Raw genomic sequence first — 23,752 nt, 5'->3', positions numbered from 1 at the left:
GGGTCAGCTGCGCTCGGGCTTGGCGCTGCGTGACATCAGTTCCTTCAGCGCTACGATCGGCGGCTTCCCGCTGTGGACGATGTCGACGACCGTGTCCGTGATCGGCATGTCGACGCCGTGCCGGCGGGCCAGATCGGCCACCGACTCGCAGGATTTGACGCCCTCGGCGGTCTGCTTGGTGACCGCGATGGTCTCTTCGAGCGTCATCCCGCGGCCCAGGTTGGTGCCGAAGGTGTGGTTGCGCGAGAGCGGCGAGGAGCAGGTGGCCACCAGGTCGCCGAGACCGGCGAGACCGGAGAAGGTGAGCGGGTCGGCTCCCATCGCCAGGCCCAGGCGGGTCGTTTCGGCGAGGCCGCGCGTGATGAGCGAGCCCTTGGCGTTGTCGCCGAGGCCCATGCCGTCCGCGATGCCGACGGCGAGGCCGATGACGTTCTTGACGGCGCCGCCCAGCTCGCAGCCGACGACGTCGGTGTTGGTGTACGGGCGGAAGTACGGGGTGTGGCAGGCCGCCTGGAGCCGGGTGGCCACCGACTCGTCGGTGCACGCGACGACCGCGGCGGCGGGCATCCGGGCGACGATCTCCTTGGCCAGGTTGGGGCCTGTGACCACGGCGACCCGCTCGGCGGGCACCTTGGCGACCTCCTCGATGACCTCACTCATCCGCTTGGCGGTGCCGAGTTCGACTCCCTTCATGAGGGAGACGAGGACGGTGTCTGCGGGCAGCAGCGGCGCCCAGGCGGCGAGGTTGCCGCGCAGCGTCTGCGAGGGGATGGCGAGCACCGTGAAGTCGGCGCCCTCGGCGGCCTCGGCGGCGTCGGTGGTGGCGCGCAGCGAGGCGGGCAGTTCGACGCCCGGGAAATAGTCGGGGTTCGTACGGCCCTTGTTGATGGCGTCGGCGACTTCGGCGCGGCGGCCCCAGAGGGTCACGTCGCAGCCGGCGTCGGCCAGCACCATGCCGAAGGCCGTGCCCCAGGACCCTGTTCCGAATACGGCCGCCTTGACCGGCTGGCGTGTCACTTTGCGTTCTCTCCCTCGGCCTTGCGCCGCTGCTGCGCGCGGGCCATGCGGTGGTCGTACGGCTGGGTGGGCGCGGGCTCGCCGCGCAGCTCGGCGAGCTGCCCCGTGATGGCGGCCATGATGGCCTCGGTTGCTTCGCGCAGCACTTCGGGCGTCGGTTCCTTGCCGTAGAACCGGTTCAGGTCGACCGGCGGACCCGCCTGCACCTGAAGCGTCTTGCGCGGGAAGAGCTGGAGTTTCTTCTCCTTGGCGTACGGCGGCATCGCCAAGTTGGCGCCCCACTGGGCGACCGGGATGACGGGGGCCTTGGTCGTGAGGGCCACGCGCGCCGCTCCGGTCTTTCCGGCCATCGGCCACATGTCGGGGTCGCGGGTGAGCGTGCCTTCGGGATAGAAGGCGACGCATTCGCCTCGCTCGATGGCGGCAACGGCCGCGCGGAAGGCGTCGAGTGCGTTGGTGGTCTCGCGGTAGACGGGGATCTGGCCCGTACCGCGCAGCATCATTCCGACAAACGGGGTTTTGAAGAGGCCCGCCTTGGCCAGCAGCCGGGGAACACGTCCCGTGTTGTACTGGAAGTGCCCGTAGGAGAGCGGGTCCAGGTACGAGTTGTGATTGACCGCGGTGATGAATCCGCCCTCGGCCGGAATGTTCTCCATTCCGCGCCAGTCCCGCTTGAACAGAACCACCAGCGGCGGTTTAGCGATGACCGCCGCCAGGCGGTACCAGAAGCCGATTCTGCGGCGGGACACTCGGACACCTTCCTCTAGGACCGGGCTGCTTGTACGTGTGCGCCTGGTCAGCCGCACAAGTGTCGCGCCAGGTCCCCTGTCTGTCGAGAACACCGTACGCCCCGGCCCAGGGGCCCGGATCCCCTTCCGGCCGTACGGGCAGGCCACAATGAGGCCCGACGCGCACTGGACGGAGGGCCCGCCACTGAACACGCTCCGGACCGCTCCCTGGTCCCTGGTAGTCCCCCTGAAGCCCCTGTTGCTGGCCAAGAGCAGGCTCGCCCCCTCGGCGGGTGACGCGTTGCGCCGGAGGCTCGCTCTCGCCTTCGCCGAGGACACCGTGGCGGCCGTGCTGGCCTGCCCCGCCGTACGGGATGTGGTGGTCGTCACGGACGACGGCCCCGCGGGCGCCGCCCTGGCCGCCCTCGGGGCGCGTATCGCGCCGGACGCCCCGGCCGCGGGTCTCAACGCCGCCCTGGCGCACGGGGCGCGCACGGTGCGCGCGCTGCGGCCCGGTGCGGCCGTCGCGGCGCTGAATGCCGATCTTCCCGCACTGCGGCCGGGCGAATTGCAGCAGGTGCTCGATTACGCCGCCGCATTTCCCCGCGCATTTCTGGCTGATGCGACCGGAATCGGCACGACGCTGCTTTCCGCGGCGCCGGGGGTGGAATTGGCGCCGTTCTTCGGCGGCCCTTCGCGCGCCCGGCATTCAGCTGCGGGCGCCCGGGAAATACCTCTCGACGGAGTCGATTCCGTACGCCAGGACGTGGACACCGGCGACGATCTCCGGGCGGCGCTGGCGCTCGGCGTGGGTCCGCGCACGGCCCGGCTGAGCGCGGCGGTCACCGGCAGATACGCTGCGGTCATGCAGGCGACCGCGTACACGTACGACTCCGAGACCCGCAGCGGCAGTGTGCTGCTCGACGACGGCACCCCGGTGGACTTCGACGCCACGGCCTTCGACGCGGGCGGCCTGCGGCTGCTGCGCCCGGGGCAGCGGGTGCGCATCGAGGGGGAGGGCGAGGGCGCGGACCTGCGCATCACCCTGGTGACGCTGCAGACGTTCTGAGGGGCCCGCTGGGCCGCTCCCGGGCACACCGCGGGCCGGGCTCCCCGGAGGGAGCCCGGCCCGGCGCGTGAGTCGTTGCTGCCCCTGCTACTTCCCCGCAGCGGTCTTCTTCGCGGTGGTCTTGCGCGCCGTGGCCTTCTTGGCGGGGGCCTTCTTCGCGGTGGCCTTCTTGGCCGGCGCGGTCTTCTTGGCGGTGGCCTTCTTGGCGGCGGGCGTGGCCTTCTTGGCGGCGGCCGTCTTCTTCGCCGTCGCCGTGGTCTTCTTGGCGGCCGTGGTGGTCTTCTTGGCGGCGCCCGTGGCCTTCTTGGCCGGGGCCGCCTTCTTCGCGGCGGCGGTGGTCTTCTTGGCGGGGGCCGCCTTCTTCGCCGGGGTCGCCTTCTTGGCGGCGGCCCTCTTGGTGGCGGCCTTCTTGGCCGCTGCCTTGGCAATGGTGGGGGGCGGACCCGAAAGGCTGCCCTTGGGCGCCTTCTTGACGGCTACCTCGCCACCCTTGGGGAGCTTCTTCGAGCCGCTGACCAGGTCCTTGAAGCCCTGACCGGCGCGGAAGCGCGGAACCGAGGTCTTCTTGACCCGTACCCGCTCGCCCGTCTGCGGGTTGCGCGCGTAACGGGCCGGACGCTCGACCTTCTCGAACGATCCGAAGCCGGTGACCGACACACGGTCGCCGGCGACCGTTGCACGGACGATCGCGTCGAGTACCGCGTCGACCGCGTCCGCGGCCTGCTGACGGCCGCCGACCTTGTCTGCAATCGCTTCTACGAGCTGCGCCTTGTTCACGTCTTCCCCTTCGGAGACATTGCCAGAACGAATGTGTTCAAGCTTTTTCGCACGTTAGGCAGATATATACCGCAAATCAAACACGAAACGGGCTAATCACCCTAGTGCCGCAACGAAGTAGACCGGCGGGAGTTCCACAGGTCTCAGTCACCTTCAGGGAATCGACCCTCATCGAGGTCCTTCATCAACCTGTCCAGGCGCCTTGCCGCATCGGCGAGATCGTGTTTCGCCGCGGCCGTTATGACCAGCAGCTTCCGGGTCAGCGCCATCCGTACGCCCTCCGGGACTTGCAGTGTGCGCACCCTTGTGTGTGCTTCTTTCAACCGGTCCGCGACTGCCTCATAGAGCTTGAGTTGGCTGTCGCGTTCCATGCACCGATTGTGCCATCTGGGGCGAGTTGTCGCCTCCGGCGGGGGCAACTAATGGAATCCGGGTGTCCAAAAGACCTCCAGAAGACTTGCCTCGACCCCCTCATCTTGCACGCGTACCACGGGAGTTGAGGCCCAAACATGCCGTTGCCCCCCACCGCGGACGGCAGGGGGCAACGGAGTGACGGCAGGGGGTCAGACCTGCACCGTACTGGGCTTGAACGACGGCCTGGCGGCCTCGTAGGCAGCGATGGACGGCTCGTTCTGGAGGGTGATGCTGATGTCGTCGAGACCGTTCAGCAGTCGCCAGCGGGCGTTCTCGTCAAGCTCAAAATCAGCCGTAATGCTTCCGGCACGGACTTGACGGTCCTCAAGGTCCACGGTGATCTCCGCCGTGGGGTCCGCCTCGACCAGATCCCAGAGCGCGTCCACGGTCTTCTGGTCCAGTACGACGGTCAGCAGCCCGTTCTTGAGCGAGTTGCCGCGGAAGATGTCCGCGAACCGCGAGGAGATCACGGCTTTGAAGCCGTAGTTCTGCAGGGCCCACACGGCGTGCTCACGCGAGGAGCCGGTACCGAAGTCGGGGCCCGCCACCAGAACCGTGGCACCTTCCCGCTCGGGGCGGTTGAGCACGAACTGCGGGTCCTTGCGCCAGGCCTCGAACAGCCCGTCCTCGAAACCGTCGCGGGTGACCTTCTTCAGCCAGTGGGCCGGGATGATCTGGTCGGTGTCGACGTTGCTGCGGCGCAGCGGAACGGCCCGGCCGGTGTGTGCGGTGAAAGCTTCCATGGCCATGATGCTCAGGCCTCCACGAGCGTCGGAACGTCGGACAGGTCGGCGGGCGCGGCCAGGTGGCCCAGCACCGCCGTGGCGGCGGCGACCTGCGGCGACACCAGGTGGGTACGACCGCCCTTGCCCTGCCTGCCCTCGAAGTTGCGGTTGGAGGTGGACGCGGAGCGCTCACCGGGCGCCAGCTGGTCCGGGTTCATGCCCAGACACATCGAGCAGCCCGCGTGCCGCCATTCGGCCCCGGCGGCGGTGAACACCTTGTCCAGGCCCTCGTCGATCGCCTGCAGCGCGACTCGCACAGACCCCGGAACGATCAGCATCCGTACGCCGTCGGCGACTTTGCGGCCGTCCATGAGCGCTGCGGCGGCCCGCAGGTCCTCGATCCGGCCGTTGGTGCACGAACCTACGAAGACGGTGTCGACCTTGATCTCACGCAGCGGCTGCCCCGCGGTCAACCCCATGTACTCCAGGGCCTTTTCGGCGGCGAAGCGCTCCGAAGCGTCCTCGTACGAAGCAGGGTCGGGGACGTTCGCCGACAGCGGCGCGCCCTGGCCCGGGTTGGTGCCCCAGGTGACGAACGGCGCCAGTTCGGCGGCGTCGATGACGACCTCGGCGTCGAAAACGGCGTCGTCGTCGGTGCGCAGCGTCTGCCAGTAGGCGACGGCGGCGTCCCAGTCCTCGCCCTGCGGCGCGTGTGCCCGCCCTTCGAGATAGTCGAAGGTGGTCTTGTCGGGGGCGATCATGCCCGCCCGCGCGCCGGCCTCGATCGACATGTTGCAGATGGTCATCCGGGCCTCCATCGAGAGCTTCTCGATGGCGGAGCCGCGGTATTCGAGTACGTAACCCTGACCGCCGCCGGTGCCGATCTTCGCGATGATCGCCAGGATCAGGTCCTTGGCGGTTACGTCGGCGGGCAGTTCGCCCTCGACCGTGATCGCCATGGTCTTCGGGGGCGCCATCGGCAGGGTCTGGGTAGCCAGGACGTGCTCCACCTGCGACGTACCGATACCGAAGGCCAGCGCGCCGAACGCGCCGTGCGTGGAGGTGTGGCTGTCGCCGCAGACCACGGTGGTGCCGGGCTGGGTCAGGCCCAGCTGCGGTCCCACCACGTGGACGACGCCCTGCTCGACGTCGCCGAGCGGGTGCAGGCGCACCCCGAAATCGGCGCAGTTCTTGCGCAGCGTCTCCAGCTGGACCCGGGAGACCGGGTCCGCGATCGGCTTGTCGATGTCGATGGTGGGGGTGTTGTGATCCTCGGTGGCGATGGTGAGGTCGAGCCGCCGCACCTGGCGGCCGCTCTTGCGGAGGCCGTCGAAGGCCTGCGGGCTGGTCACCTCGTGCAGCAGGTGCAGATCGATGAAGAGGAGGTCCGGCTCGCCCTCGGCGCGCCTGACGACATGGTCGTCCCAGACCTTCTCCGCAAGTGTCCTACCCATCGCTTTCCCTTCGGCCGGCGTCTTCGCCGGCCCATCTAGAGATCGGATCGCCCTCGCCTCGACCCCCGTACGGGGCGGTGACTACGGGCCGTTGTGCGGCCTCCCCTACAGATTCGCAAGTTCCCGGAAAAATTGAACTTGCGTTTCACAGAGTGAGACGCGAGTATCGACGCATGGACAACTCTAGCGGCGTCGGCGTTCTCGACAAGGCAGCTCTGGTACTGAGCGCACTGGAGTCCGGTCCGGCCACCCTCGCCGGGCTGGTCGCGGCGACAGGGCTCGCACGACCCACGGCACACCGTCTTGCCGTGGCACTGGAACACCACCGGATGGTGGCGAGGGACATGCAGGGCCGGTTCATCCTCGGCCCGCGGCTGTCGGAGCTTTCCGCGGCGGCGGGCGAGGACCGGCTGCTGGCCACGGCAGGACCCGTACTCACGCACTTGCGTGACGTCACCGGCGAGAGCGCGCAGCTCTACCGCCGGCAGGGCGACATGCGCATCTGCGTGGCGGCGGCCGAGCGGTTGTCCGGACTGCGGGACACCGTCCCGGTGGGCTCCACGCTCACCATGAAGGCGGGCTCCTCCGCCCAGATCCTGATGGCCTGGGAGGAGCCGGAGCGCCTGCACCGCGGCCTCCAGGGCGCCCGCTTCACGGCGACCGCTCTGTCCGGTGTACGCCGCCGGGGCTGGGCACAGTCGATCGGCGAGCGCGAGCCGGGCGTGGCCTCGGTGTCGGCGCCGGTGCGCGGCCCGTCCAACCGCGTGGTCGCGGCCGTCTCGGTATCCGGACCGATCGAGCGGCTGACCCGCCACCCGGGCCGGATGCACGCCCAGGCAGTCATCGACTCGGCGGCCCGCCTCTCGGAGGCGCTGCGGCGGTCTGGCGGCTGAGCGAGGCGCTGCGCTCGGGTGCGGGTGCGGGTGCGTGGGCGGTGGGGTTGCCTGCGGCACTGTTCCCCTACCCGCCCCTTCCCGGCTGTGACATTGCGGCTTCGCCGCGGGGAGCTCCGCCCCAGACCCCGCTCCTCAAACGCCGGAGGGGCTGGATAGTGCCGCGTTGCGGCAACCATCCAGCCCGTCCGGCGTTTGAGGACACGCCCGCAGGGCGTCCGGGGGTCTGGGGGCTTGCCCCCGGTTCGGGAAGGGCGGGGTGGGGAAAGGCCCCGCGCAGCGGCCGCCGCCTTCAGAGGCGTTCCGCGTTGCCCTTCCCCCCGTACCGCAAGCGCAGCCGCATCCTGCCGTCCACCATCCGGATCTCGACCGATTCACAGAGGCTGCGCATCAGCCACAGCCCGTCGAACGGGCCGGCCTGCTCACCGGGCGGTACGAACCCCGCCCAGGCCGCCGGCGCCGAGGTGGCCGGCCCGGTGGCGAACAGGTCCCAGGCGACGATCCCGGGCTCTTCCCAGGCGCACACCTCCGCCCCCGTCGCCCCGCGCTCCAGCAGGCAGGTCAGGGCCTCGTTGGCGACTGTCTCGGCCATCGCGAGGCGCGCCCCCGAGAGGCCCGCCGCCGCGGCGCTGCCGCGCACGAAGGCGCGTACGGCGGCCGGTGTGGCCGGCCCGTCCAGCCGGTCGGCGCCGACCGGCGGCGGCAGCAGCGGGGCATCGGCCGCCGCGGCGTACGCGTCCGGATCGACGTACGCCGCGCAGGGCAGGATCTTCGCCCCGACCACATGAGCCGGGTGGGTGGCGACGGCGGCCTGCGCAACGTCCTCGGGGACCGTCCTCGTGTCGTACGGACAGATCATCCAGACGTCGGAGTCCGCGAGCAGCACGTTCAGCCCGGACTCCATGCGCTTCCACTCCGCGATCTGGCGCGCGGATTTGCCGGCCCACAGGGGCTCGGCGATGATCCGCGTCCGCCGGCCGCGTACGTGGCGGCGGTTCACGTACCGCAGGAACGACGACACGCGCTCCACGGGTCTGCGGCCGAAGTAGGCCGTCTCCGCCGTGTCGAGGGCGTGGGCCCGCGCGCCCAGGGCGTCACGGAGCAGTTCGATGTTGGCGGGCGTGGTCGCGGCCAGTACGGGCTCCCCCGCGTCCAGACCCTCCTCGGCGAAGGGCAGAGCCATCGCGAGGAACGCCTCGTCGCCGTCGTACAGGGAGGCGTGATGAACGAAGCCCGCACCCTTCCCGCCACTGTCAGTTGACATGGTTGACTCCCAGTCGCAGGCCGGGGGTCTCGTCCCAGCCGACCAGTGAGATCACTTCACGCAGATGCGGAGCGAGACCCACCAGCTCCACCTGGCTTCCCGCGGCGCGCGATCGAGCGAAAGCCATCAGCAGCCGCAGCCCGCCGAGATCGAGGAACTCCAGCCCGGACAGGTCGAGTTGGACATCTCCATCGGCCTGGTCCAGCGCGTGCAGGGCGGTACGGAGATGCGGGTGGCCCAGCGCGTCCACGACACCTTCGAAACGGAGCCCGTCCGGCCGGTACGTCCGCAGGACACGTAACTCCGCGGTGCGTACGAGGGGTTCCAACGTCGGCGCTCCTGGACTGGGCGGTTGCGAAGGCTTCGATACGCGGCCCAGCGTAGCCCTCTGCCCAGGGCCCGGTCCGCCTGTCCGCGCAACCACACGCAAGAAGGCCCTCCGCGCGATGCGGAAGGCCTTCTTCTTGTACGTACCCCCGACCGGATTCGAACCGGCGCTACCGCCTTGAGAGGGCGGCGTGCTAGGCCGCTACACAACGGGGGCCTTGCAGAGTGCTGCGTCTACTTCAACAGCTCCTGCGAGCTGGGCTACCAGGACTCGAACCTAGACTAAGGGAACCAGAAACCCTCGTGCTGCCAATTACACCATAGCCCAAAATGGTTTAGACCAATGCGGTTTCAACCCGTACCCCCGACCGGATTCGAACCGGCGCTACCGCCTTGAGAGGGCGGCGTGCTAGGCCGCTACACAACGGGGGCCCTAGCGATCCTTCCACGCGACGGTAGTCGCATGGTGACTTCAGCAGCGCATCCGGGAGCGACCCGAAGGCGATGGAAAGAAAGGATCTGTACCCCCGACCGGATTCGAACCGGCGCTACCGCCTTGAGAGGGCGGCGTGCTAGGCCGCTACACAACGGGGGCCTTGCAGAGTGCTGCATGTACTTCAACAGCTCCTGCGAGCTGGGCTACCAGGACTCGAACCTAGACTAACGGAACCAGAAACCGTCGTGCTGCCAATTACACCATAGCCCACCAAAACACAACCCCCTGGTGGGGGTTTGTTTGGTTTGCGCTTCCCTGCCGGACCTTTCGGCCCTCTCGGGCGGCGCAGAAAGAACATTACCCGAAGGTGGACGGCGCTCCAAAACGGGTATCGGCCCGCAACAGCCCAGGTAGCTGCTCAAGGCCGGTGATCCGGACGAGCTCCGGACGGCCGCCCAGTCCGCCGCGGTCGAGCCAGATGCCCACCAGCCCGGCCGCCTCGGCGCCCCGGGCGTCGATGTCGGGCTGGTCACCGACGTACGCGACCTCGTGCGGAGGCAGTGAGAGCGCGTCGCAGGCGGCGTGGAAGGCCTCGGCGGCCGGCTTGCAAAAGCCCAGCTCGGCCGCGCACAGCAGGACCTCGAACCGGTCTCGCACACCCAGCACGCGCAGCTTGCGGTCCTGGTTGTGGACGCTGGAATTGGACAGTACGGCGTGGCGGTAGTCGGCCGCCAGGACGTCCAGCGCCGGGACGGTGTCGGGGAACAGCTTCCACGCGGCCTCGTAGTGGGCGACGTACCGCACGAACCAGTCGTCCGCCTCGGCGTCGCTCAGCGGCGTACCGAGAAAGGACCGCACGCGGTCGCGCCGCTGCTCCTCGAAGGTGACCTCCCCCGCCGCGAACCGCGCCCAGTGCAGAGCGGTGATCTCGCGCCAGCGGTCGAGGGCCTGCTCGACGGACTCGTACCCGCCGAGCAGCCCCTCGGCCGCGAGATGATCACGCATGCCGGCGGTGTCGGCACTCGCATAGTCGAAGATCGTGTCATCGATGTCCCAGACCACGGCACGGATCGGCATGGTCCGACGGTACCGGCGGCGCCGAACCCCCGGCCGGGGGTTCGGGGGTTGTCCCCCGAAGAACCCAGTGCGAAGGGCCCGGACGCCGGTGCGGCTTCCGGGCCCTTCGGGGGTACGGGCTACGCGGTGAGCCTGGCCAGGGCCGTGTCGATGCGGGACAGGGTCTTGTCCTTGCCCAGGATCTCCAGGGACTCGAAGAGCGGCAGGCCGACCGTGCGGCCGGTGACCGCTACGCGGACCGGGGCCTGGGCCTTCCCGAGCTTCAGGCCGTGCTCCTCGCCGGCGGCCAGGACGGCCTCCTTGAGGGACTCGGGGCTGGCCCAGTCGGCCGCTTCGAGCTTGGCGCGGGCCGTGGTCAGGAGGGCGGCGGGGTCGCCCTTCATCGCCTTGGTCCAGGACGCCTCGTCCTCGACCGGCTCGTCGAGGAAGAGGAAGTCGACGTTGGCCGTGATGTCGGACAGGACCGTCACGCGGGTCTGCGCGTGCGGGGCGATCCGCTCGAAGGCCGCGCGGTCGAAGGACTCCGGCTTCCAGTTGGCGTACGGAGCCTTCAGCCAGGGCTCGCAGGCCGCGGTGAACTCCTCCACCGAGAGCTTGCGCAGGTGCTCGGCGTTGATGTGCTCGCACTTCTTCAGGTCGAAGCGCGCCGGGTTGGCGTTGACGTCCTTGATGTCGAAGGCGGCGACCATCTCCTCGATCGTGAAGATGTCGCGGTCCTCGGCGATGGACCAGCCGAGGAGGGAGAGGTAGTTGAGCAGTCCCTGCGGGAGGAAGCCGCGCTCGCGGTAGAGGTTGAGGGACGCCTCGGGGTCGCGCTTGGAGAGCTTCTTGTTGCCCTCGCCCATGACGTACGGGAGGTGCCCGAACTGCGGGATCTCCTTGGCGATGCCCAGCTCGATCAGCGCCTTGTAGAGCGCGATCTGGCGCGGGGTGGAGGACAGCAGGTCCTCGCCGCGCAGGACGTGGGTGATCTCCATCAGCGCGTCGTCGACCGGGTTGACGAGCGTGTAGAGCGGGGCGCCGTTGGCGCGGACGATGCCGTAGTCCGGGACGTTGTCCGGGTTGAAGGTCAGCTCACCGCGGACCAGGTCCGTGAAGGTGATCGGCTCGTCGGGCATCCGGAAGCGCACGATGGCTTCGCGGCCCTCGGCCTTGTAGCGGGCGATACGGTCCTCGCTGAGGTTGCGGCAGGTGCCGTCGTAGCCCGACGGCTTGCCGGCCGCGCGGGCGGCGTCGCGGCGGACCTCCAGCTCAAGGGCGGTGCAGAAGCACTCGTACGCGTAACCGCCGGCCTTCAGCTTCTGGGCGACGTCCTGGTAGATGTCCATCCGCTGCGACTGGCGGTAGGGGGCGTGCGGGCCGCCGACCTCGGGGCCCTCGTCCCAGTCGAGGCCCAGCCAGCGCAGCGAGTCGAGCAGCTGGTTGTACGACTCCTCGGAGTCGCGGGCGGCGTCGGTGTCCTCGATGCGGAAGACCATCGTGCCGCCGTGGTGCCGGGCGAAGGCCCAGTTGAACAGGGCGGTGCGGACCAGGCCCACGTGGGGGTTGCCGGTCGGCGAGGGACAGAAACGTACACGTACGGGTGCGCTAGCCACGCTTGATCACCTTGTTGGTGAGAGTGCCGATGCCTTCGATGGTGACGGCGACTTCGTCGCCGACGTTCAGGGGTCCGACTCCGGCCGGGGTCCCCGTGAGGATGACGTCGCCCGGGAGCAGCGTCATGGCCTCGGAGATGTGCACGATCAGGTCCTCGACGGAGCGGACCATGTCGCTCGTACGCCCCAGCTGGCGCTGTGCGCCGTTGACCGTGCACTGGATGGCGAGGTCACCGGGGTCGAGGTCGGTCTCCACCCAGGGGCCGAGCGGGCACGCGGTGTCGAAGCCCTTGGCCCTGGCCCACTGCTTCTCGCGCTGCTGGACGTCACGTGCGGTGACGTCGTTGGCGCAGGTGTAACCGAAAATCACGTCCTTGGCGCGCCCGCGCGGGACCTCACGGCACATGCGGCCGATGACCACGGCCAGTTCGGCCTCGTGGTGCAGCTCGCTGGAGAAGGAGGGGTACGCGATGTCGTCGCCCGGGCCGGTCACCGAGGTGGACGGCTTGAAGAAGGTGATGGGGACGTCCGGGACCTCGTTGCCCAGTTCCGCCGCGTGCTCCGCGTAGTTGCGGCCCACGGCCACGACCTTGCTGGGGAGCACGGGGGGAAGGAGGCGGACCTTGCTCAGCGGGACCTTGACGCCGGAGAGCTCGAAGTCGGCGTACGGGATGCCCTTGATGATGTCGAGGACGAGGTCGTCGGACCGCTCACCCTCGACCGAGCCGAAGGCCACATTGCCGTCGATGGAGAACCTGGCGATGCGCACGGGATGCTGCCGCCCCTTACTTGCTGGCTGGCTGGAGACTGACGCCCCAGGCTAACGCGGCCGGGGCGTCCGACCTCCCGTATTGCCGCCGTGCCCGCCTACGCGGCGGGGGCTTCCATGAGAATGGTCCGGCGCGGGTTGGCGGTCTCGGAGGGCAGGTCGACGGGGTGCTCGGGCCGCTCGGGCTCGCGCAGGTCCGCGGCGTCCTCCAGATGCACCAGCGTGGTGCGGCGGGGGTTGGCGGTGCTGCGGAACATCGACGTGGTCTTCATCTGCTGTTCGGGCCTGTTCGGTTCGGGCGCCACCTGGGCGCGGTGTTGTCGGATTCGCCATCCCTGCAAAGCGTCAGGCTAAACACCCGATTCCCCGCCAAAGATGTGAAGCAGGCGAGAACAGTGTGTGAGTTTCCTCACGAGATGGCGGACATATTTTGCATTTCGGGCGGCGTCCGCGCGTCAAGGAAACGGACATTGCGCCATTGAAGGCACCATTCCGCTCCTGATCATGAGGACTGGGACACCCCCTACCCCTAAGCGACTCGCTCCCCTTTGCCCCTTTTCATGCTGAACACTTTCTACGCCTGGTTACGCGGTACTCACTGGGCGTAACCCCGGTCCCGGCCCGACACGCGGGCCTTGTTGGAGATCCGGCACTGTGCTGAAATTCCCCGGACCGCCGCGAGATTCCAGCCGGCGCGCAGGGCGCAACGCAGCGCCGAGTGGCGGCGGGAAGGGGAGAAGCGCCGGTCACTCACGACCACCCATGGGGCCGCTCGGTGCCCCACGACTCGACACCGTTCCGCCGTTCGCGCGGAGGAACGCCTGGTCCAGAGGTTGCGACGCTAGTGCAGGGACGTTTCAAGAGGGATGGCAGCGCTGCGGCGGAGCAGGAGCCGCGCGGGACAGACCGCGGATCCTCACCCCAGCACGCCCAAAATCACGCGTCGACCGCGGCCGATGGCGGCGATCGTGCCGTGCGCACCGGGGTCAAGGGCGGCGGCGAGCAGGCGGCTTCCGTACGAGCCAAGGAGCCCACTTCCACGGGCTCGCGAATAGCCCTGCGCAACTGGCGCATCAGCACCCGTCTGGTCTCCCTGCTGGCGCTGCCCGTGGTCGCGGCGACCACGCTCGGTGGTCTGCGTATCAACGAGTCCATGAACGACATGGAGCAGCTGGAGCACATGCAGCTGCTGACCGACATGACCAAGCAGGCGACCGAGCTCGCCCTCGCGCTCCAGGAGGAGCGCGACCGGTCGGCCGGTCCGCTCGCCAACGGCACCAGCCCCGCCGACTTCAAGGTCAAGGGCCCCCGCGAGAAGACCGACCGGGCCAAGGCCGCGTTCATCGCGGGAACCCAGCAGGTCGACCCGAACGGTGACGAGAGCCTCCAGAGCATCAGGGGCAGCCTCTACCAGATCGGGGTGCGGCTGAACTCGATCCGCCAGATCCGCGAGGGCGCGTACCAGAAGAAGACGACCAACTCGCAGACGGTCAACAACTACAACCAGTTGATCGAGTCACTGCTCAGCCTCTCCCAGGACATGGCACAGGCCACCTCCAACCCGGAGATGATCAAGCGGACGCGTGCCCTGTCCGCGTTCTCCTCCGCCAAGGAGTACGCCTCCATCCAGCGCGCGATCATCGCCGCCGCCCTTCCGGCGAATAACCGCGAGGTCGGCAAGCTCACCGAGAACGACCGCCTGTACGCGAAGTCCGCGCAGGACAACGAGGCCGCGGCGCTCAAGCAGTTCGACCAGGTCTACGTCGGCGACAACGAGGATCTGACCGCTTCGCTGGAGAGCGGCAACGACGCCACCATCGAGGCCGCCAACAAGTACGCGGACCGGGTACTCCAGACACCGGGCAGGCTCAAGAGCGAGCCCGAGCGCTCGTACATGGACTGGATCGACGCCGACTCCACCAAGATCCAGGCGATGAAGCGGATCGAGGCCACGCTCCTCAACGAGATGGAGCAGAAGGCCCGTGAGCTGCGCAACGAGTCGCAGCAGGACGCCATCCTCAACGGTGTACTGATCCTCCTCGTCCTCGGCGTTTCCCTCGTCGGCGCGTTCGTCGTCGCCCGCTCCATGATCCGCTCGCTGCGCCGCCTCCAGGACACCGCGACCCGGGTCGCCCAGGACCGTCTCCCCGAGCTCGTCAAGCAGCTCTCCGAGGCCGACCCGCAGGACGTCGACACGTCCGTGGAGTCCGTCGGCGTGCACTCGCGCGACGAGATCGGCCAGGTGGCCGCGGCCTTCGACGACGTGCACCGCGAGGCGGTCCGACTGGCCGCCGAGCAGGCGCTGCTGCGAGGCAACGTCAACGCGATGTTCACCAACCTGTCGCGGCGTTCGCAGGGTCTCATCCAGCGTCAGCTCTCGCTCATCTCCGAGCTGGAGTCGCGCGAGGCCGACCCCGACCAGCTGTCCTCGCTCTTCAAGCTCGACCACCTCGCGACCCGCATGCGCCGTAACGGTGAGAACCTGCTCGTTCTCGCCGGTGAAGAGCCCGGCCGCCGCTGGACCCGCCCTGTGCCGCTCGTCGACGTGCTGCGTGCCGCCGCGTCCGAGGTGGAGCAGTACGAGCGCATCGAGCTGTCGTCGGTGCCGGGCACCGAGGTCGCCGGCCGAGTCGTCAACGACCTCGTGCACCTGCTCGCGGAGCTGCTCGAAAACGCGACCTCCTTCTCCTCCCCGCAGACCAAGGTCCGCGTCACCGGTCACGCGCTGCCCGACGGCCGTGTGCTCGTCGAGATCCACGACACGGGCATCGGCCTCTCCCCCGAGGACCTCGCGGCGATCAACGAGCGGCTCGCCTCGCCGCCCACCGTGGACGTCTCGGTCTCGCGCCGCATGGGTCTGTTCGTGGTCGGCCGCCTGTCCCTGCGACACGGCATCCGCATCCAGCTGCGCCCCTCGGACTCCGGTGGCACGACCGCGCTGGTCATGCTTCCCGTCGATGTCGCCCAGGGCGGCAAGAAGGCTCCGGCGAAGACCGGCGCCGCCGCTCAGCCGCAGGTGCCTTCCGGTCCCGGCGCACGCATGCCGGCCGGTCCGGCCGGCGGCGGTGGCGCGCGCGGCCAGGTCGCGGGCTCCGGTCCGCGTACGGCGCTGCCCGGACGTGACGGCGGCCCCGCGCAGGGGCAGCAGCCCGGCGCCGGTCAGGGCGGTCAGGGCGGCGGGCTCGGCGGTGCCTTCGGCGGCCGGCAGGCCGGGAACCGTGAGCGTTCCGACGTACGCCCCAGCGCTTTCCAGAAGAGCGGCCCCGCCCAGGGCGACCAGGGCCGTCCGCAGCAGCCGCAGCCGAACCGGGGCGGCGCCCGCGCCGAGCTGCCCGGCGGCAGCCCCGCCGCGCAGCGTCCCGCGCGTCCGCAGACGACCAGCTGGGGCAGCGACCAGCCGCGCGGTCACGAGGAGGCGGAGACGGCGTCCCGGCAGGGGCCCGGCTCGACTCAGGAGTTCCAGCGGCCGGACTTCGGCACACCGGACGCACCGCCGCCCGCGTCCACCGGCGTGTTCGAGCGTTCCGATGTCCGCGGTCCGGTGGGACCGGCGGCCGCGGGGCAGTACGAGCGCCCCGGACAGCGCGGTCCGCAGGACCCCGCGTCCGCGAACCAGTTCGCCAGGCCCACGGCCGACTTCCCGCAGAACAACGCCCCGCACGGCAACGTTCCGCAGGGCAACGGCCAGACCGGCCAGTACCAGCGGCCCGAGCTCCCCGGCCCCCTGGACCCCGCGTCCACCACCCAGCTCCCCCGGCCGGACTTCAGCGCCCCGCAGCAGGCCAACCCGGCCGGCGCGTACGGCGGACAGGTCCAGCACGGCCAGGGCCAGGGTCAGGGCCGGCGTCCGGGCCAGAGCCGTCCCCAGGCCGGCCAGAACCAGGGCGGACCCCAGGCCCTCGGCCCGGCACCGCGCCGTCACGGCCGCGACGCCCAGAACCCGGGTGCCGGTGCACCGCGTCAGCCCGCCGCGAGCCTGCCTCCGCAGCCGCAGCAGCAGCACGAGCTGCCGCCCGCCCCCGGTCCCGGTGACGGACGTACGCCGCTCTTCGACACGCTCGAGTCCAACTGGTTCCAGCAGCAGGGTGAGCAGCAGGCGCCCGCCGCACCACAGCAGTCCGGGCGTCCCGCGCAGCAGTCATCTGCCGGGCAGGCCGCCACCCCTCCGATGCCGCAGCGCGCCCAGGCGCGTGACACGGGTGCCGCGAGCAGCACCACCAACGGTACGAACGCCACCAACGGCGCCGCCTGGCGCACCTCGCCGAACGACGAACTCGTAAAGCAGGCCGAGCGGGTCAAAAAGCCCGCAGCCGGCGGTGTCACGACCTCGGGTCTGCCGCGTCGCGTCCCGCGCGCCAATCTGGTGCCGGGTACCGCGCAGCAGCAGAACCACCAGACCGGTCCGCAGGTTTCGCGTGCGCCAGACGACGTACGCGGCCGGCTGACCAATCTTCGTCGGGGTATCCAGCAAGGTCGACAGGCCGGCAGCGGCTCGTCGACCGGGAGTTTCAACATTGACCCCACTCACCAGCAGGAGCGTTAGTTGAGTCCGATGAGCCAGGCGGCGCAGAATCTGAACTGGTTGATCACCAACTTCGTGGACAACACCCCAGGGGTGTCCCACACGGTGGTGGTCTCCGCCGATGGACTCCTTCTGGCGATGTCCGAAGGCTTCCCGCGTGACCGTGCCGACCAGCTGGCGGCCGTGGCCTCCGGCCTGACCTCGCTGACCGCGGGGGCTTCCCGGATTTTCGAGGGCGGGGCTGTGACCCAGACCGTCGTCGAGATGGAGCGCGGTTTCCTCTTCCTCATGTCCGTCTCCGACGGCTCCTCCCTGGCCGTGCTCGCTCACCCCGACTGCGACATCGGCCTCGTCGGTTACGAGATGGCGCTGCTGGTCGACCGGGCCGGCAGCGTACTCACCCCTGACCTCCGTGCGGAGCTTCAGGGCAGCCTTCTCCACTAGGCAGCGCACCCTCAGGTATTGCCGAGAAACAAACCGTCAGGCCGCGCAGAAGCCCCCCACCCCGGCCCCGTCAGACGGCAGGCCCATCCACTGCTGTCATGCCCGGAGGATCGATCCATGACCCCGCCCCCCGCCTCTCATGATCCGTACGGAGTGCGTCTCGACGCGTCGTACGATCACGAAGGCGACCAGCCGCTGGTACGTCCGTACGCGATGACCGGCGGCCGGACCCGGCCGCGCTACCAGCTCGCCATCGAGGCGCTGGTCAGCACAACCGCCGACCCCGCGCACCTCTCCTCGCTGCTGCCCGAGCACCAGCGGATCTGCCACCTGTGCCGCGAGGTCAAGTCGGTGGCCGAGGTTTCGGCGCTGCTGTCGATGCCGCTCGGTGTCGCGCGCATCCTCGTCGCCGACCTGGCGGAGGCCGGCATGGTGGCCATCCACCAGCCGGGTAATGGAGAGGCCGGCGGCACGCCGGATGTAACGCTGCTGGAAAGGGTGCTCAGTGGACTTCGGAAGCTCTAGCAGCGGAGCGGCCCGCTCCACCACCTCCGCGAAGATCGTGGTGGCGGGCGGCTTCGGCGTCGGCAAGACGACGTTCGTGGGCGCCGTCTCCGAGATCGACCCGCTGCGCACCGAGGCCGTCATGACCAGCGCGAGCGCCGGTATCGACGACCTCACGCACACCGGTGGCAAGACGACGACGACCGTCGCCATGGACTTCGGCCGCATCACCCTGGACCAGGACCTGATCCTGTACCTCTTCGGTACGCCCGGTCAGGACCGCTTCTGGTTCATGTGGGACGACCTCGTACGGGGCGCGATCGGCGCCATCGTGCTGGTGGACACCCGTCGTCTCGCCGACTGCTTCCCGGCGGTCGACTACTTCGAGAACAGCGGGCTGCCGTTCGTCATCGCCCTCAACGGCTTCGAGGGGCACCAGCCGTACACGCCGGACGAGGTGCGCGAGGCCCTGCAGATCGGCCCCGGTACTCCGATCATCACCACCGACGCCCGCCACCGGGCGGACGCCAAGAGCGGTTTGATCACGCTCGTGGAGCACGCGCTGATGGCACGTCTCAAGTAGTCCCTCGCATACGGCAGTTGTCGTAGCGGATCGGGGGCGGACTGTGTCCTTTGACACTCTCCGCCCCTGTGTTCATAACGTTTCGAAAGAGAATTGCGCCGCGACCGCCACCGCACGCGTTCGCGCGGTGTCACTGCGCTCACATCTGCCCCGCCATTTGGCGGGGCTCGCTCTTTTTGACCGTTTTATCTGAGGCTTACAACACTCGGAATGGTCGGTTCCCCCTGTTTGGAACGCAGCCGCTCCCCGTGCTGGAATTCGTCGAACTCCCGAGTAGTACGGCCCTGAACGAGAAAAACGGCACAACGTAGGTGCCGGCGCCGAGAGGTTGTTGGTCGAGTGAGGCGTAGCAGCAAGACGAGCTCCGCACAGCAGCAGGCGCGGGGCAACTTCACCCCGCCGCCGCGCACAGCGACGTCGCCCGCGACCTCGCCCGCTGCCGCGCCGGCGAGCAGCGGCGGCAGCAACAGCAAGTTTTCGCCGCGCAACTGGCGCGTGCCCACCAGGCTGAACGCGATCCTGCTCATCCCCGTGCTGGTCGGCCTTGTCATGGGCGGCTTCCAGGTCAAGGGCTCGATCGACACCTGGAAGGAAGCCCAGGACGCCGAGAAGACCGCAGTCCTCGTCCGCGCCGCTTCCGAGTACGGCCAGGCGCTGCTCAACGAGCGTGACCTCACGGCCGCCCCGCTCCTCCAGGGCAAGCGCAAGAGCTCCGAGGTCACCCAGGCGTACGCCGTGACCGACGAGGCCGCGAAGAAGTTCGCCGATGCCTCGAAGGAGATCCCCGAGAAGCAGGGCCTCGAACGCCGTCTCGGCCTCTTCGCGAAGGAGGAGCCGAAGCTCGCCGCGCTCCGCAAGGCCGCGTACAGCGAGGCCCTCGACCCGGTGAAGACCGAAGAGGGTTACGTCCAGATCCAGCACTCCCTGATGGAGCTGTCGAACGAGCTGGGGCTGGGCACCGGCAACATCACCGCCTACGGCCGTACGGTCTACGCCGTCCAGCTCGCGAAGGCCGCCGCATCGCTCCAGCGCTCCATCGGCATGCACCTCCTGGTCCGCCCGAGCGGTGACCCGGAGAAGCTCGCGCAGCAGACGGTCGCGTTCAACTCGTACAACTACCTGGAGCAGATCGCCCTCGGCGAGTACGTCTCCGGCGGTACGCAGGAAGACACCGACAAGCTCAAGCGCATCATGAAGGGCAAGGCGGAGGACGGCGCCAAGAAGCTCGCCGCCGCCAAGCAGCAGGCCGACCAGGCCGGCGTCCCGTTCGTGACGCCGCCGAGCAAGAACGGCTCGATCCTCGACGGGATGGCCGGGAAGATCGGCCAGGGCAAGCCCTCGGGCCTCAAGGCGCAGGGCGTCACGCCCGAGGTGTGGATGGCCGCGGCCACCGCCAAGTTCGACGGCTACACCGAGATCGAGAACGACCTCGTCGACAAGGCGGTGGAGGAGGCCGCGACGATTTCCTCCGACGCCAAGACGGACGCCATCACCAACGGTCTGATCGTCGTCATCGCCCTGCTCGCCTCCGTCATCCTGGCCGGCATGATGGCGCGCCAGATGAGCAACGCGATGCGCCAGCTGCGTACCGCCGCCTTCGGCATCGCCGAGCAGCGTCTGCCGATGCTGGTCGACCAGCTCTCCCGTACGGAGCCAGGCCGCGTCGACACCCGTGTCGAGCCGATCCCGATCACGTCGCACGACGAGATCGGCGAGGTCGCCCGCGCCTTCGACCAGGTGCACCGCGAGGCCGTGCGGCTCGCAGCCGAGCAGGCCATGCTGCGGGGCAACGTCAACGCGATCTTCACCAACCTCTCGCGCCGCAACCAGTCCCTCATCGAGGGCCAGCTGACGCTGATCACCGACCTCGAGAACAACGAGGCGGACCCGGACCAGCTGGAGAACCTGTTCAAGCTGGACCACCTCGCGACCCGTATGCGCCGCAACGGTGAGAACCTCCTGGTCCTCGCCGGCGAGGAGCCGGGCCGCCGCTGGAACCAGCCGGTTCCGCTGGTCGACGTGCTGCGCGCCGCCTCCTCCGAGGTGGAGATGTACGAGCGCATCGAGCTCACCGGCGTACCGGAGTCGGAGATCCACGGCCAGGCCGTGACCGACCTCGTGCACCTGCTGGCCGAGCTCCTGGAGAACGCCACCACGTTCTCCTCGCCGCAGACGAAGGTGCGCGTCACCGCGACCCGGCTGCCCGACGGCCGCGTCATGATCGAGATCCACGACAAGGGCATCGGCCTCACCGCCGAGGACTTCGCGGACATCAACCACAAGCTGGCGAACCCGCCGACCGTGGACGCCGCCGTCTCGCAGCGCATGGGCCTGTTCGTGGTCGGCCGCCTCGCGGACCGGCACAGCATCCGCGTCCAGCTCCGGCCCTCGGGCGAGCAGGCCGGTACGACGTCGCTGGTCATGCTCCCGGACGCGATCACCCACGGTGGCGGTGGCGAGCCGCTCCCGCACGACGACTTCACGGTCTCCTCGATCATTCCCGAGCAGCAGGCGTACGAGAGCGCTCCGATGCGCACCGCGGCCGAGCTGGGCTTCGACGACTCGCGCTACGGCAACGAGGGCGACGACACGCAGCTGGACCCGGTGGGCCGCTCGCTGATGCGCGGGGAGCGGCGTGCGCAGCTGGGGGCGCAGGTCACCGGCGACCGCCCGCTGTTCCGTGACGAGATGCAGCAGCAGGGGTCGTACGACGACCCGCAGCAGTCGTACGAGGACCCGCAGCAGCAGTACGAGCAGCCTCAGCAGCCGGCGTACGACCAGGGCGGGTACGACGACTACCCGGCGTACCAGACGTATCCGGACGCCGAGTACCAGGACCCGGCGGCGCCCCAGGCCACGTACGAAGACACGTACGATTCCCCCTCCCACCAGGGAAACTGGCAGGACCAGGGTTCCTACCAGAACGCGTACGAACCGGAGTTCGAGTCGGAACCGGAATCTGCGCCGGGCGCTCCCGCGAACGACCGGGAACGCGTAGGCTTCGACCGTCCGGATTCCGCCCCGGCCCCCGGCCACCCGCTGACCGACGTCGGCCTCCCGCGGCGTGGCGGCCAGCAGCACTGGCAGCCCGGTGGGGAGGCCGCCGGACAGGACGCGGTTCAGCAGCAGCAGCCGGTCGTCGCCCAGCAGCCGCAGCAGAACGCGCCGCAGCAGGACGGGGACGGGAAGAGCAGCGGAACCGATGACTGGCGGTCGTCGAACGACGAGCGCTGGCAGCGGGCGGAGAAGCTCCGTGAGCCCAAGGCGGGCGGAGTCACCTCCTCCGGTCTCCCCCGGCGGGTGCCCAAGGCCAACCTGGTCGAGGGAACCGCGGAGCAGACCCCGCAGGGCGGCCCCCAGGTCTCCCGCGCTCCCGAGGACGTGCGGGGCAGGTTGAGCAACCTGCGCCGCGGTGTCCAGCAGGGACGGAACGCGGGAACGGACACGAACACGGCGGCCACCTACGATCAGAACGGTGGCCATGGCAACACCTACAACCAGGAGCGTTAGTGTGAGCCCGATGAGCCAGGCGGCGCAGAATCTGAACTGGTTGATCACCAACTTCGTGGACAACACCCCCGGGGTGTCGCACACGGTGGTGGTCTCCGCCGACGGACTCCTGCTGGCGATGTCCGAAGGCTTCCCCCGGGACCGCGCCGACCAACTGGCAGCGGTGGCCTCCGGACTGACTTCGCTGACGGCGGGTGCGTCCCGGATCTTCGAGGGCGGCGCGGTCAACCAGACCGTGGTGGAGATGGAGCGCGGCTTCCTCTTCCTCATGTCGATCTCGGACGGCTCCTCGCTGGCCGTGCTCGCCCACCCGGAGGCCGACATCGGTCTCGTGGGTTACGAGATGGCTCTCCTGGTGGACAGGGCCGGCAGCGTCCTCACCCCGGACCTGCGCGCCGAGCTGCAAGGAAGTCTTCTCAACTAGCAGACAGAGAGTGCGCTTTGGTGTCCGCGGGCTTTAATGTTCGAGAACGCGGCACCAACAGCGATTTGGCGCCCGGCAGTCGGAGGAGGAAACGTGGCAACACCCCCGGATGGTTCTTCGGCCAACTGGCCTTACGGCCAGGGTCAGAATCAGGGTGATACCTCGCACAACAGGTTCAACTTCCCCTCCGCGCCGAGCCGGCCGCAGCAGTACGAGCAGCCGCCGCAGCAGCGGCAGCCGCAGCAGCAGCGCATCCAGTCGGCGCAGTCGCGGCGGGCTCCCGCGCCCGCCGCCTCGCAGGCGAACCACAACCCGCTGGTCCGGCCGTACGCCATGACCGGCGGTCGCACCAGGCCGCGCTACCAGCTCGCCATCGAGGCACTGGTCAGTACCACGGCGGACCCGTCACGTCTGCAAGGGCAGTTGCCCGAGCATCAGCGGATCTGCCATCTGTGCCGGGAGATCAAGTCGGTCGCCGAGATCTCGGCACTTCTCACCATCCCCCTCGGGGTTGCCCGGATCCTCGTCGCCGACCTGGCAGAGGCCGGACTTGTAGCCATTCACCAGCCCGGCGGCGACGAGTCCGCCGGCGGTCAGCCAGACGTGACACTGCTCGAAAGGGTGCTCAGTGGACTTCGCAAGCTCTAGCAGCGGAGCAGCCCGCTCCACAACCTCCGCGAAGATCGTGGTGGCGGGCGGTTTCGGCGTGGGCAAGACCACGTTCGTCGGAGCCGTCTCGGAGATCAACCCGCTGCGCACCGAGGCCGTCATGACGTCCGCATCGGCGGGTATCGACGACCTCACTCACACCGGGGACAAGACCACCACCACGGTGGCCATGGACTTCGGCCGTATCACCCTGGACCAGGACCTGATCCTGTACCTCTTCGGTACGCCCGGTCAGGACCGCTTCTGGTTCATGTGGGACGACCTCGTGCGCGGTGCCATCGGCGCTGTCGTCCTGGTCGACACGAGGAGGCTCGCCGACTGCTTCCCCGCCGTCGACTACTTCGAGAACAGCGGGCTGCCGTTCGTCATCGCCCTCAACGGCTTCGACGGCCACCAGCCGTACAACCCCGACGAGGTGCGCGAGGCCCTGCAGATCGGCCCCGACACCCCGATCCTCACCACCGACGCCCGCCACCGCGCGGACGCCAAGAGCGCGCTGATCACGCTCGTCGAGCACGCCCTGATGGCGCGGCTGCGGTAGGTACGGACGA

22 protein-coding genes, 5 tRNA genes and 1 pseudogene are annotated in these 23,752 nt (G+C 69.2%); 10 read left to right on the top strand and 18 right to left on the bottom strand.

All coding sequences use genetic code 11. The features are described from left to right. Positions 1–3: 3 nt before the first annotated feature. A complete protein-coding gene (locus tag J7E91_RS27895) occupies positions 4–1,017 on the bottom strand; it encodes an NAD(P)H-dependent glycerol-3-phosphate dehydrogenase (protein WP_214909327.1) in 1,014 nt (337 codons plus the stop codon). Next, positions 1,014–1,766 carry a 1-acyl-sn-glycerol-3-phosphate acyltransferase gene (locus J7E91_RS27890; RefSeq protein WP_214909326.1) on the bottom strand — a complete coding sequence of 251 codons (753 nt, stop codon included), beginning with the start codon at positions 1,764–1,766 and terminating at the stop codon, positions 1,014–1,016. Before J7E91_RS27890 ends, J7E91_RS27895 begins: the two co-directional genes overlap by 4 nt. A 148-nt stretch (positions 1,767–1,914) precedes the next feature. On the opposite strand from J7E91_RS27890, the pseudogene cofC reads away from it, so the two are divergent. Then, positions 1,915–2,586, top strand: a pseudogene (gene cofC, locus J7E91_RS27885) (2-phospho-L-lactate guanylyltransferase); the annotation flags it as partial. A 315-nt stretch (positions 2,587–2,901) separates the two neighbouring features. On the opposite strand, the gene J7E91_RS27880 reads toward cofC, so the two are convergent. The 4 genes from J7E91_RS27880 to leuC all read right to left on the bottom strand — a co-directional run bounded on the left by J7E91_RS27880 (position 2,902) and on the right by leuC (position 6,184). Further along, entirely contained in the window at positions 2,902–3,591 is a 690-nt protein-coding gene (locus J7E91_RS27880; protein WP_214909323.1) for an HU family DNA-binding protein, read from the bottom strand. Positions 3,592–3,734: 143 nt separating this feature from the next. Further along, positions 3,735–3,962: a hypothetical protein gene (locus J7E91_RS27875; protein WP_028813741.1), complete on the bottom strand. Its 228-nt coding sequence runs from the start codon at positions 3,960–3,962 to the stop codon at positions 3,735–3,737. Positions 3,963–4,154: 192 nt separating this feature from the next. Continuing rightward, positions 4,155–4,748: a 3-isopropylmalate dehydratase small subunit gene (gene leuD, locus J7E91_RS27870; protein WP_028813742.1), complete on the bottom strand. Its 594-nt coding sequence runs from the start codon at positions 4,746–4,748 to the stop codon at positions 4,155–4,157. Positions 4,749–4,759: 11 nt separating this feature from the next. Continuing rightward, complete coding sequence (leuC, locus tag J7E91_RS27865; RefSeq protein WP_214909321.1) at positions 4,760–6,184, bottom strand: 3-isopropylmalate dehydratase large subunit; 1,425 nt, start codon at positions 6,182–6,184, stop codon at positions 4,760–4,762. A gap of 173 nt (positions 6,185–6,357) precedes the next feature. Here leuC and ndgR point away from each other — a divergent pair, with 173 nt between their 5' ends. After that, positions 6,358–7,077: an IclR family transcriptional regulator NdgR gene (ndgR, locus tag J7E91_RS27860; RefSeq protein ID WP_028813744.1), complete on the top strand. Its 720-nt coding sequence runs from the start codon at positions 6,358–6,360 to the stop codon at positions 7,075–7,077. A 292-nt stretch (positions 7,078–7,369) separates the two neighbouring features. Here ndgR and J7E91_RS27855 read toward each other — a convergent pair whose 3' ends face one another. From J7E91_RS27855 to J7E91_RS27800, 12 genes are all read right to left on the bottom strand, one after another. Then, positions 7,370–8,341 (bottom strand): MEDS domain-containing protein, encoded by a 972-nt coding sequence (locus tag J7E91_RS27855; RefSeq protein ID WP_214909319.1) that lies wholly within the window; start codon positions 8,339–8,341, stop codon positions 7,370–7,372. Then, the gene (locus tag J7E91_RS27850) at positions 8,331–8,669 is read right to left on the bottom strand and encodes an STAS domain-containing protein (protein ID WP_214909318.1); all 339 of its coding nucleotides are present in this window, start codon (positions 8,667–8,669) and stop codon (positions 8,331–8,333) included. Before J7E91_RS27850 ends, J7E91_RS27855 begins: the two co-directional genes overlap by 11 nt. Positions 8,670–8,812: 143 nt before the next feature. Next, a tRNA-Glu gene (locus tag J7E91_RS27845) sits at positions 8,813–8,885 on the bottom strand. A 39-nt stretch (positions 8,886–8,924) separates the two neighbouring features. After that, positions 8,925–8,996: transfer RNA gene (locus tag J7E91_RS27840), tRNA-Gln, on the bottom strand. Positions 8,997–9,027: 31 nt separating this feature from the next. Further along, a tRNA-Glu gene (locus tag J7E91_RS27835) sits at positions 9,028–9,100 on the bottom strand. Between the two features lie 90 nt (positions 9,101–9,190). Further along, positions 9,191–9,263, bottom strand: a tRNA-Glu gene (locus J7E91_RS27830). 39 nt (positions 9,264–9,302) lie between these two features. After that, positions 9,303–9,374 (bottom strand) — tRNA-Gln (locus J7E91_RS27825). An 87-nt stretch (positions 9,375–9,461) separates the two neighbouring features. Continuing rightward, a complete protein-coding gene (locus J7E91_RS27820; RefSeq protein WP_214909317.1) occupies positions 9,462–10,181 on the bottom strand; it encodes an HAD family hydrolase in 720 nt (239 codons plus the stop codon). 119 nt (positions 10,182–10,300) lie between these two features. Further along, positions 10,301–11,776, bottom strand: coding sequence for a glutamate--tRNA ligase (gene gltX / locus J7E91_RS27815; protein WP_214909316.1), 1,476 nt, complete (start codon positions 11,774–11,776; stop codon positions 10,301–10,303). After that, a complete protein-coding gene (locus J7E91_RS27810) occupies positions 11,769–12,545 on the bottom strand; it encodes a fumarylacetoacetate hydrolase family protein (protein WP_214909315.1) in 777 nt (258 codons plus the stop codon). Before J7E91_RS27810 ends, gltX begins: the two co-directional genes overlap by 8 nt. Positions 12,546–12,643: 98 nt before the next feature. Beyond that, the gene (locus J7E91_RS27805) at positions 12,644–12,850 is read right to left on the bottom strand and encodes a hypothetical protein (protein ID WP_214909509.1); all 207 of its coding nucleotides are present in this window, start codon (positions 12,848–12,850) and stop codon (positions 12,644–12,646) included. 290 nt (positions 12,851–13,140) lie between these two features. After that, the gene (locus J7E91_RS27800) at positions 13,141–13,299 is read right to left on the bottom strand and encodes a hypothetical protein (RefSeq protein WP_214909314.1); all 159 of its coding nucleotides are present in this window, start codon (positions 13,297–13,299) and stop codon (positions 13,141–13,143) included. 90 nt (positions 13,300–13,389) lie between these two features. Between J7E91_RS27800 and J7E91_RS27795 the strand changes: the two genes are divergently transcribed. The 8 genes from J7E91_RS27795 to J7E91_RS27760 all read left to right on the top strand — a co-directional run bounded on the left by J7E91_RS27795 (position 13,390) and on the right by J7E91_RS27760 (position 23,742). After that, positions 13,390–17,088, top strand: coding sequence for a nitrate- and nitrite sensing domain-containing protein (locus J7E91_RS27795; RefSeq protein WP_214909313.1), 3,699 nt, complete (start codon positions 13,390–13,392; stop codon positions 17,086–17,088). 9 nt (positions 17,089–17,097) lie between these two features. Next, complete coding sequence (locus J7E91_RS27790; RefSeq protein ID WP_037649408.1) at positions 17,098–17,511, top strand: roadblock/LC7 domain-containing protein; 414 nt, start codon at positions 17,098–17,100, stop codon at positions 17,509–17,511. Positions 17,512–17,628: 117 nt separating this feature from the next. Next, complete coding sequence (locus J7E91_RS27785; RefSeq protein ID WP_028813750.1) at positions 17,629–18,036, top strand: DUF742 domain-containing protein; 408 nt, start codon at positions 17,629–17,631, stop codon at positions 18,034–18,036. After that, positions 18,017–18,598, top strand: a complete 582-nt coding sequence (locus J7E91_RS27780; protein ID WP_214909311.1) for an ATP/GTP-binding protein — start codon at positions 18,017–18,019, stop codon at positions 18,596–18,598. Before J7E91_RS27785 ends, J7E91_RS27780 begins: the two co-directional genes overlap by 20 nt. A gap of 339 nt (positions 18,599–18,937) precedes the next feature. Beyond that, complete coding sequence (locus J7E91_RS27775) at positions 18,938–22,108, top strand: nitrate- and nitrite sensing domain-containing protein (RefSeq protein ID WP_214909309.1); 3,171 nt, start codon at positions 18,938–18,940, stop codon at positions 22,106–22,108. 10 nt (positions 22,109–22,118) lie between these two features. Then, positions 22,119–22,532, top strand: coding sequence for a roadblock/LC7 domain-containing protein (locus tag J7E91_RS27770; RefSeq protein WP_037649449.1), 414 nt, complete (start codon positions 22,119–22,121; stop codon positions 22,530–22,532). 93 nt (positions 22,533–22,625) lie between these two features. Beyond that, a complete protein-coding gene (locus J7E91_RS27765; protein WP_214909308.1) occupies positions 22,626–23,180 on the top strand; it encodes a DUF742 domain-containing protein in 555 nt (184 codons plus the stop codon). Continuing rightward, positions 23,161–23,742, top strand: a complete 582-nt coding sequence (locus J7E91_RS27760; RefSeq protein WP_028813754.1) for an ATP/GTP-binding protein — start codon at positions 23,161–23,163, stop codon at positions 23,740–23,742. Before J7E91_RS27765 ends, J7E91_RS27760 begins: the two co-directional genes overlap by 20 nt. Positions 23,743–23,752: the final 10 nt, after the last annotated feature.

The sequence above is a fragment of the Streptomyces sp. ISL-99 genome (assembly GCF_018614005.1).
Taxonomy (GTDB): Bacteria; Actinomycetota; Actinomycetes; order Streptomycetales; family Streptomycetaceae; genus Streptomyces; species Streptomyces flavidovirens.
This window is presented reverse-complemented; position numbering and strand designations above follow the sequence as displayed.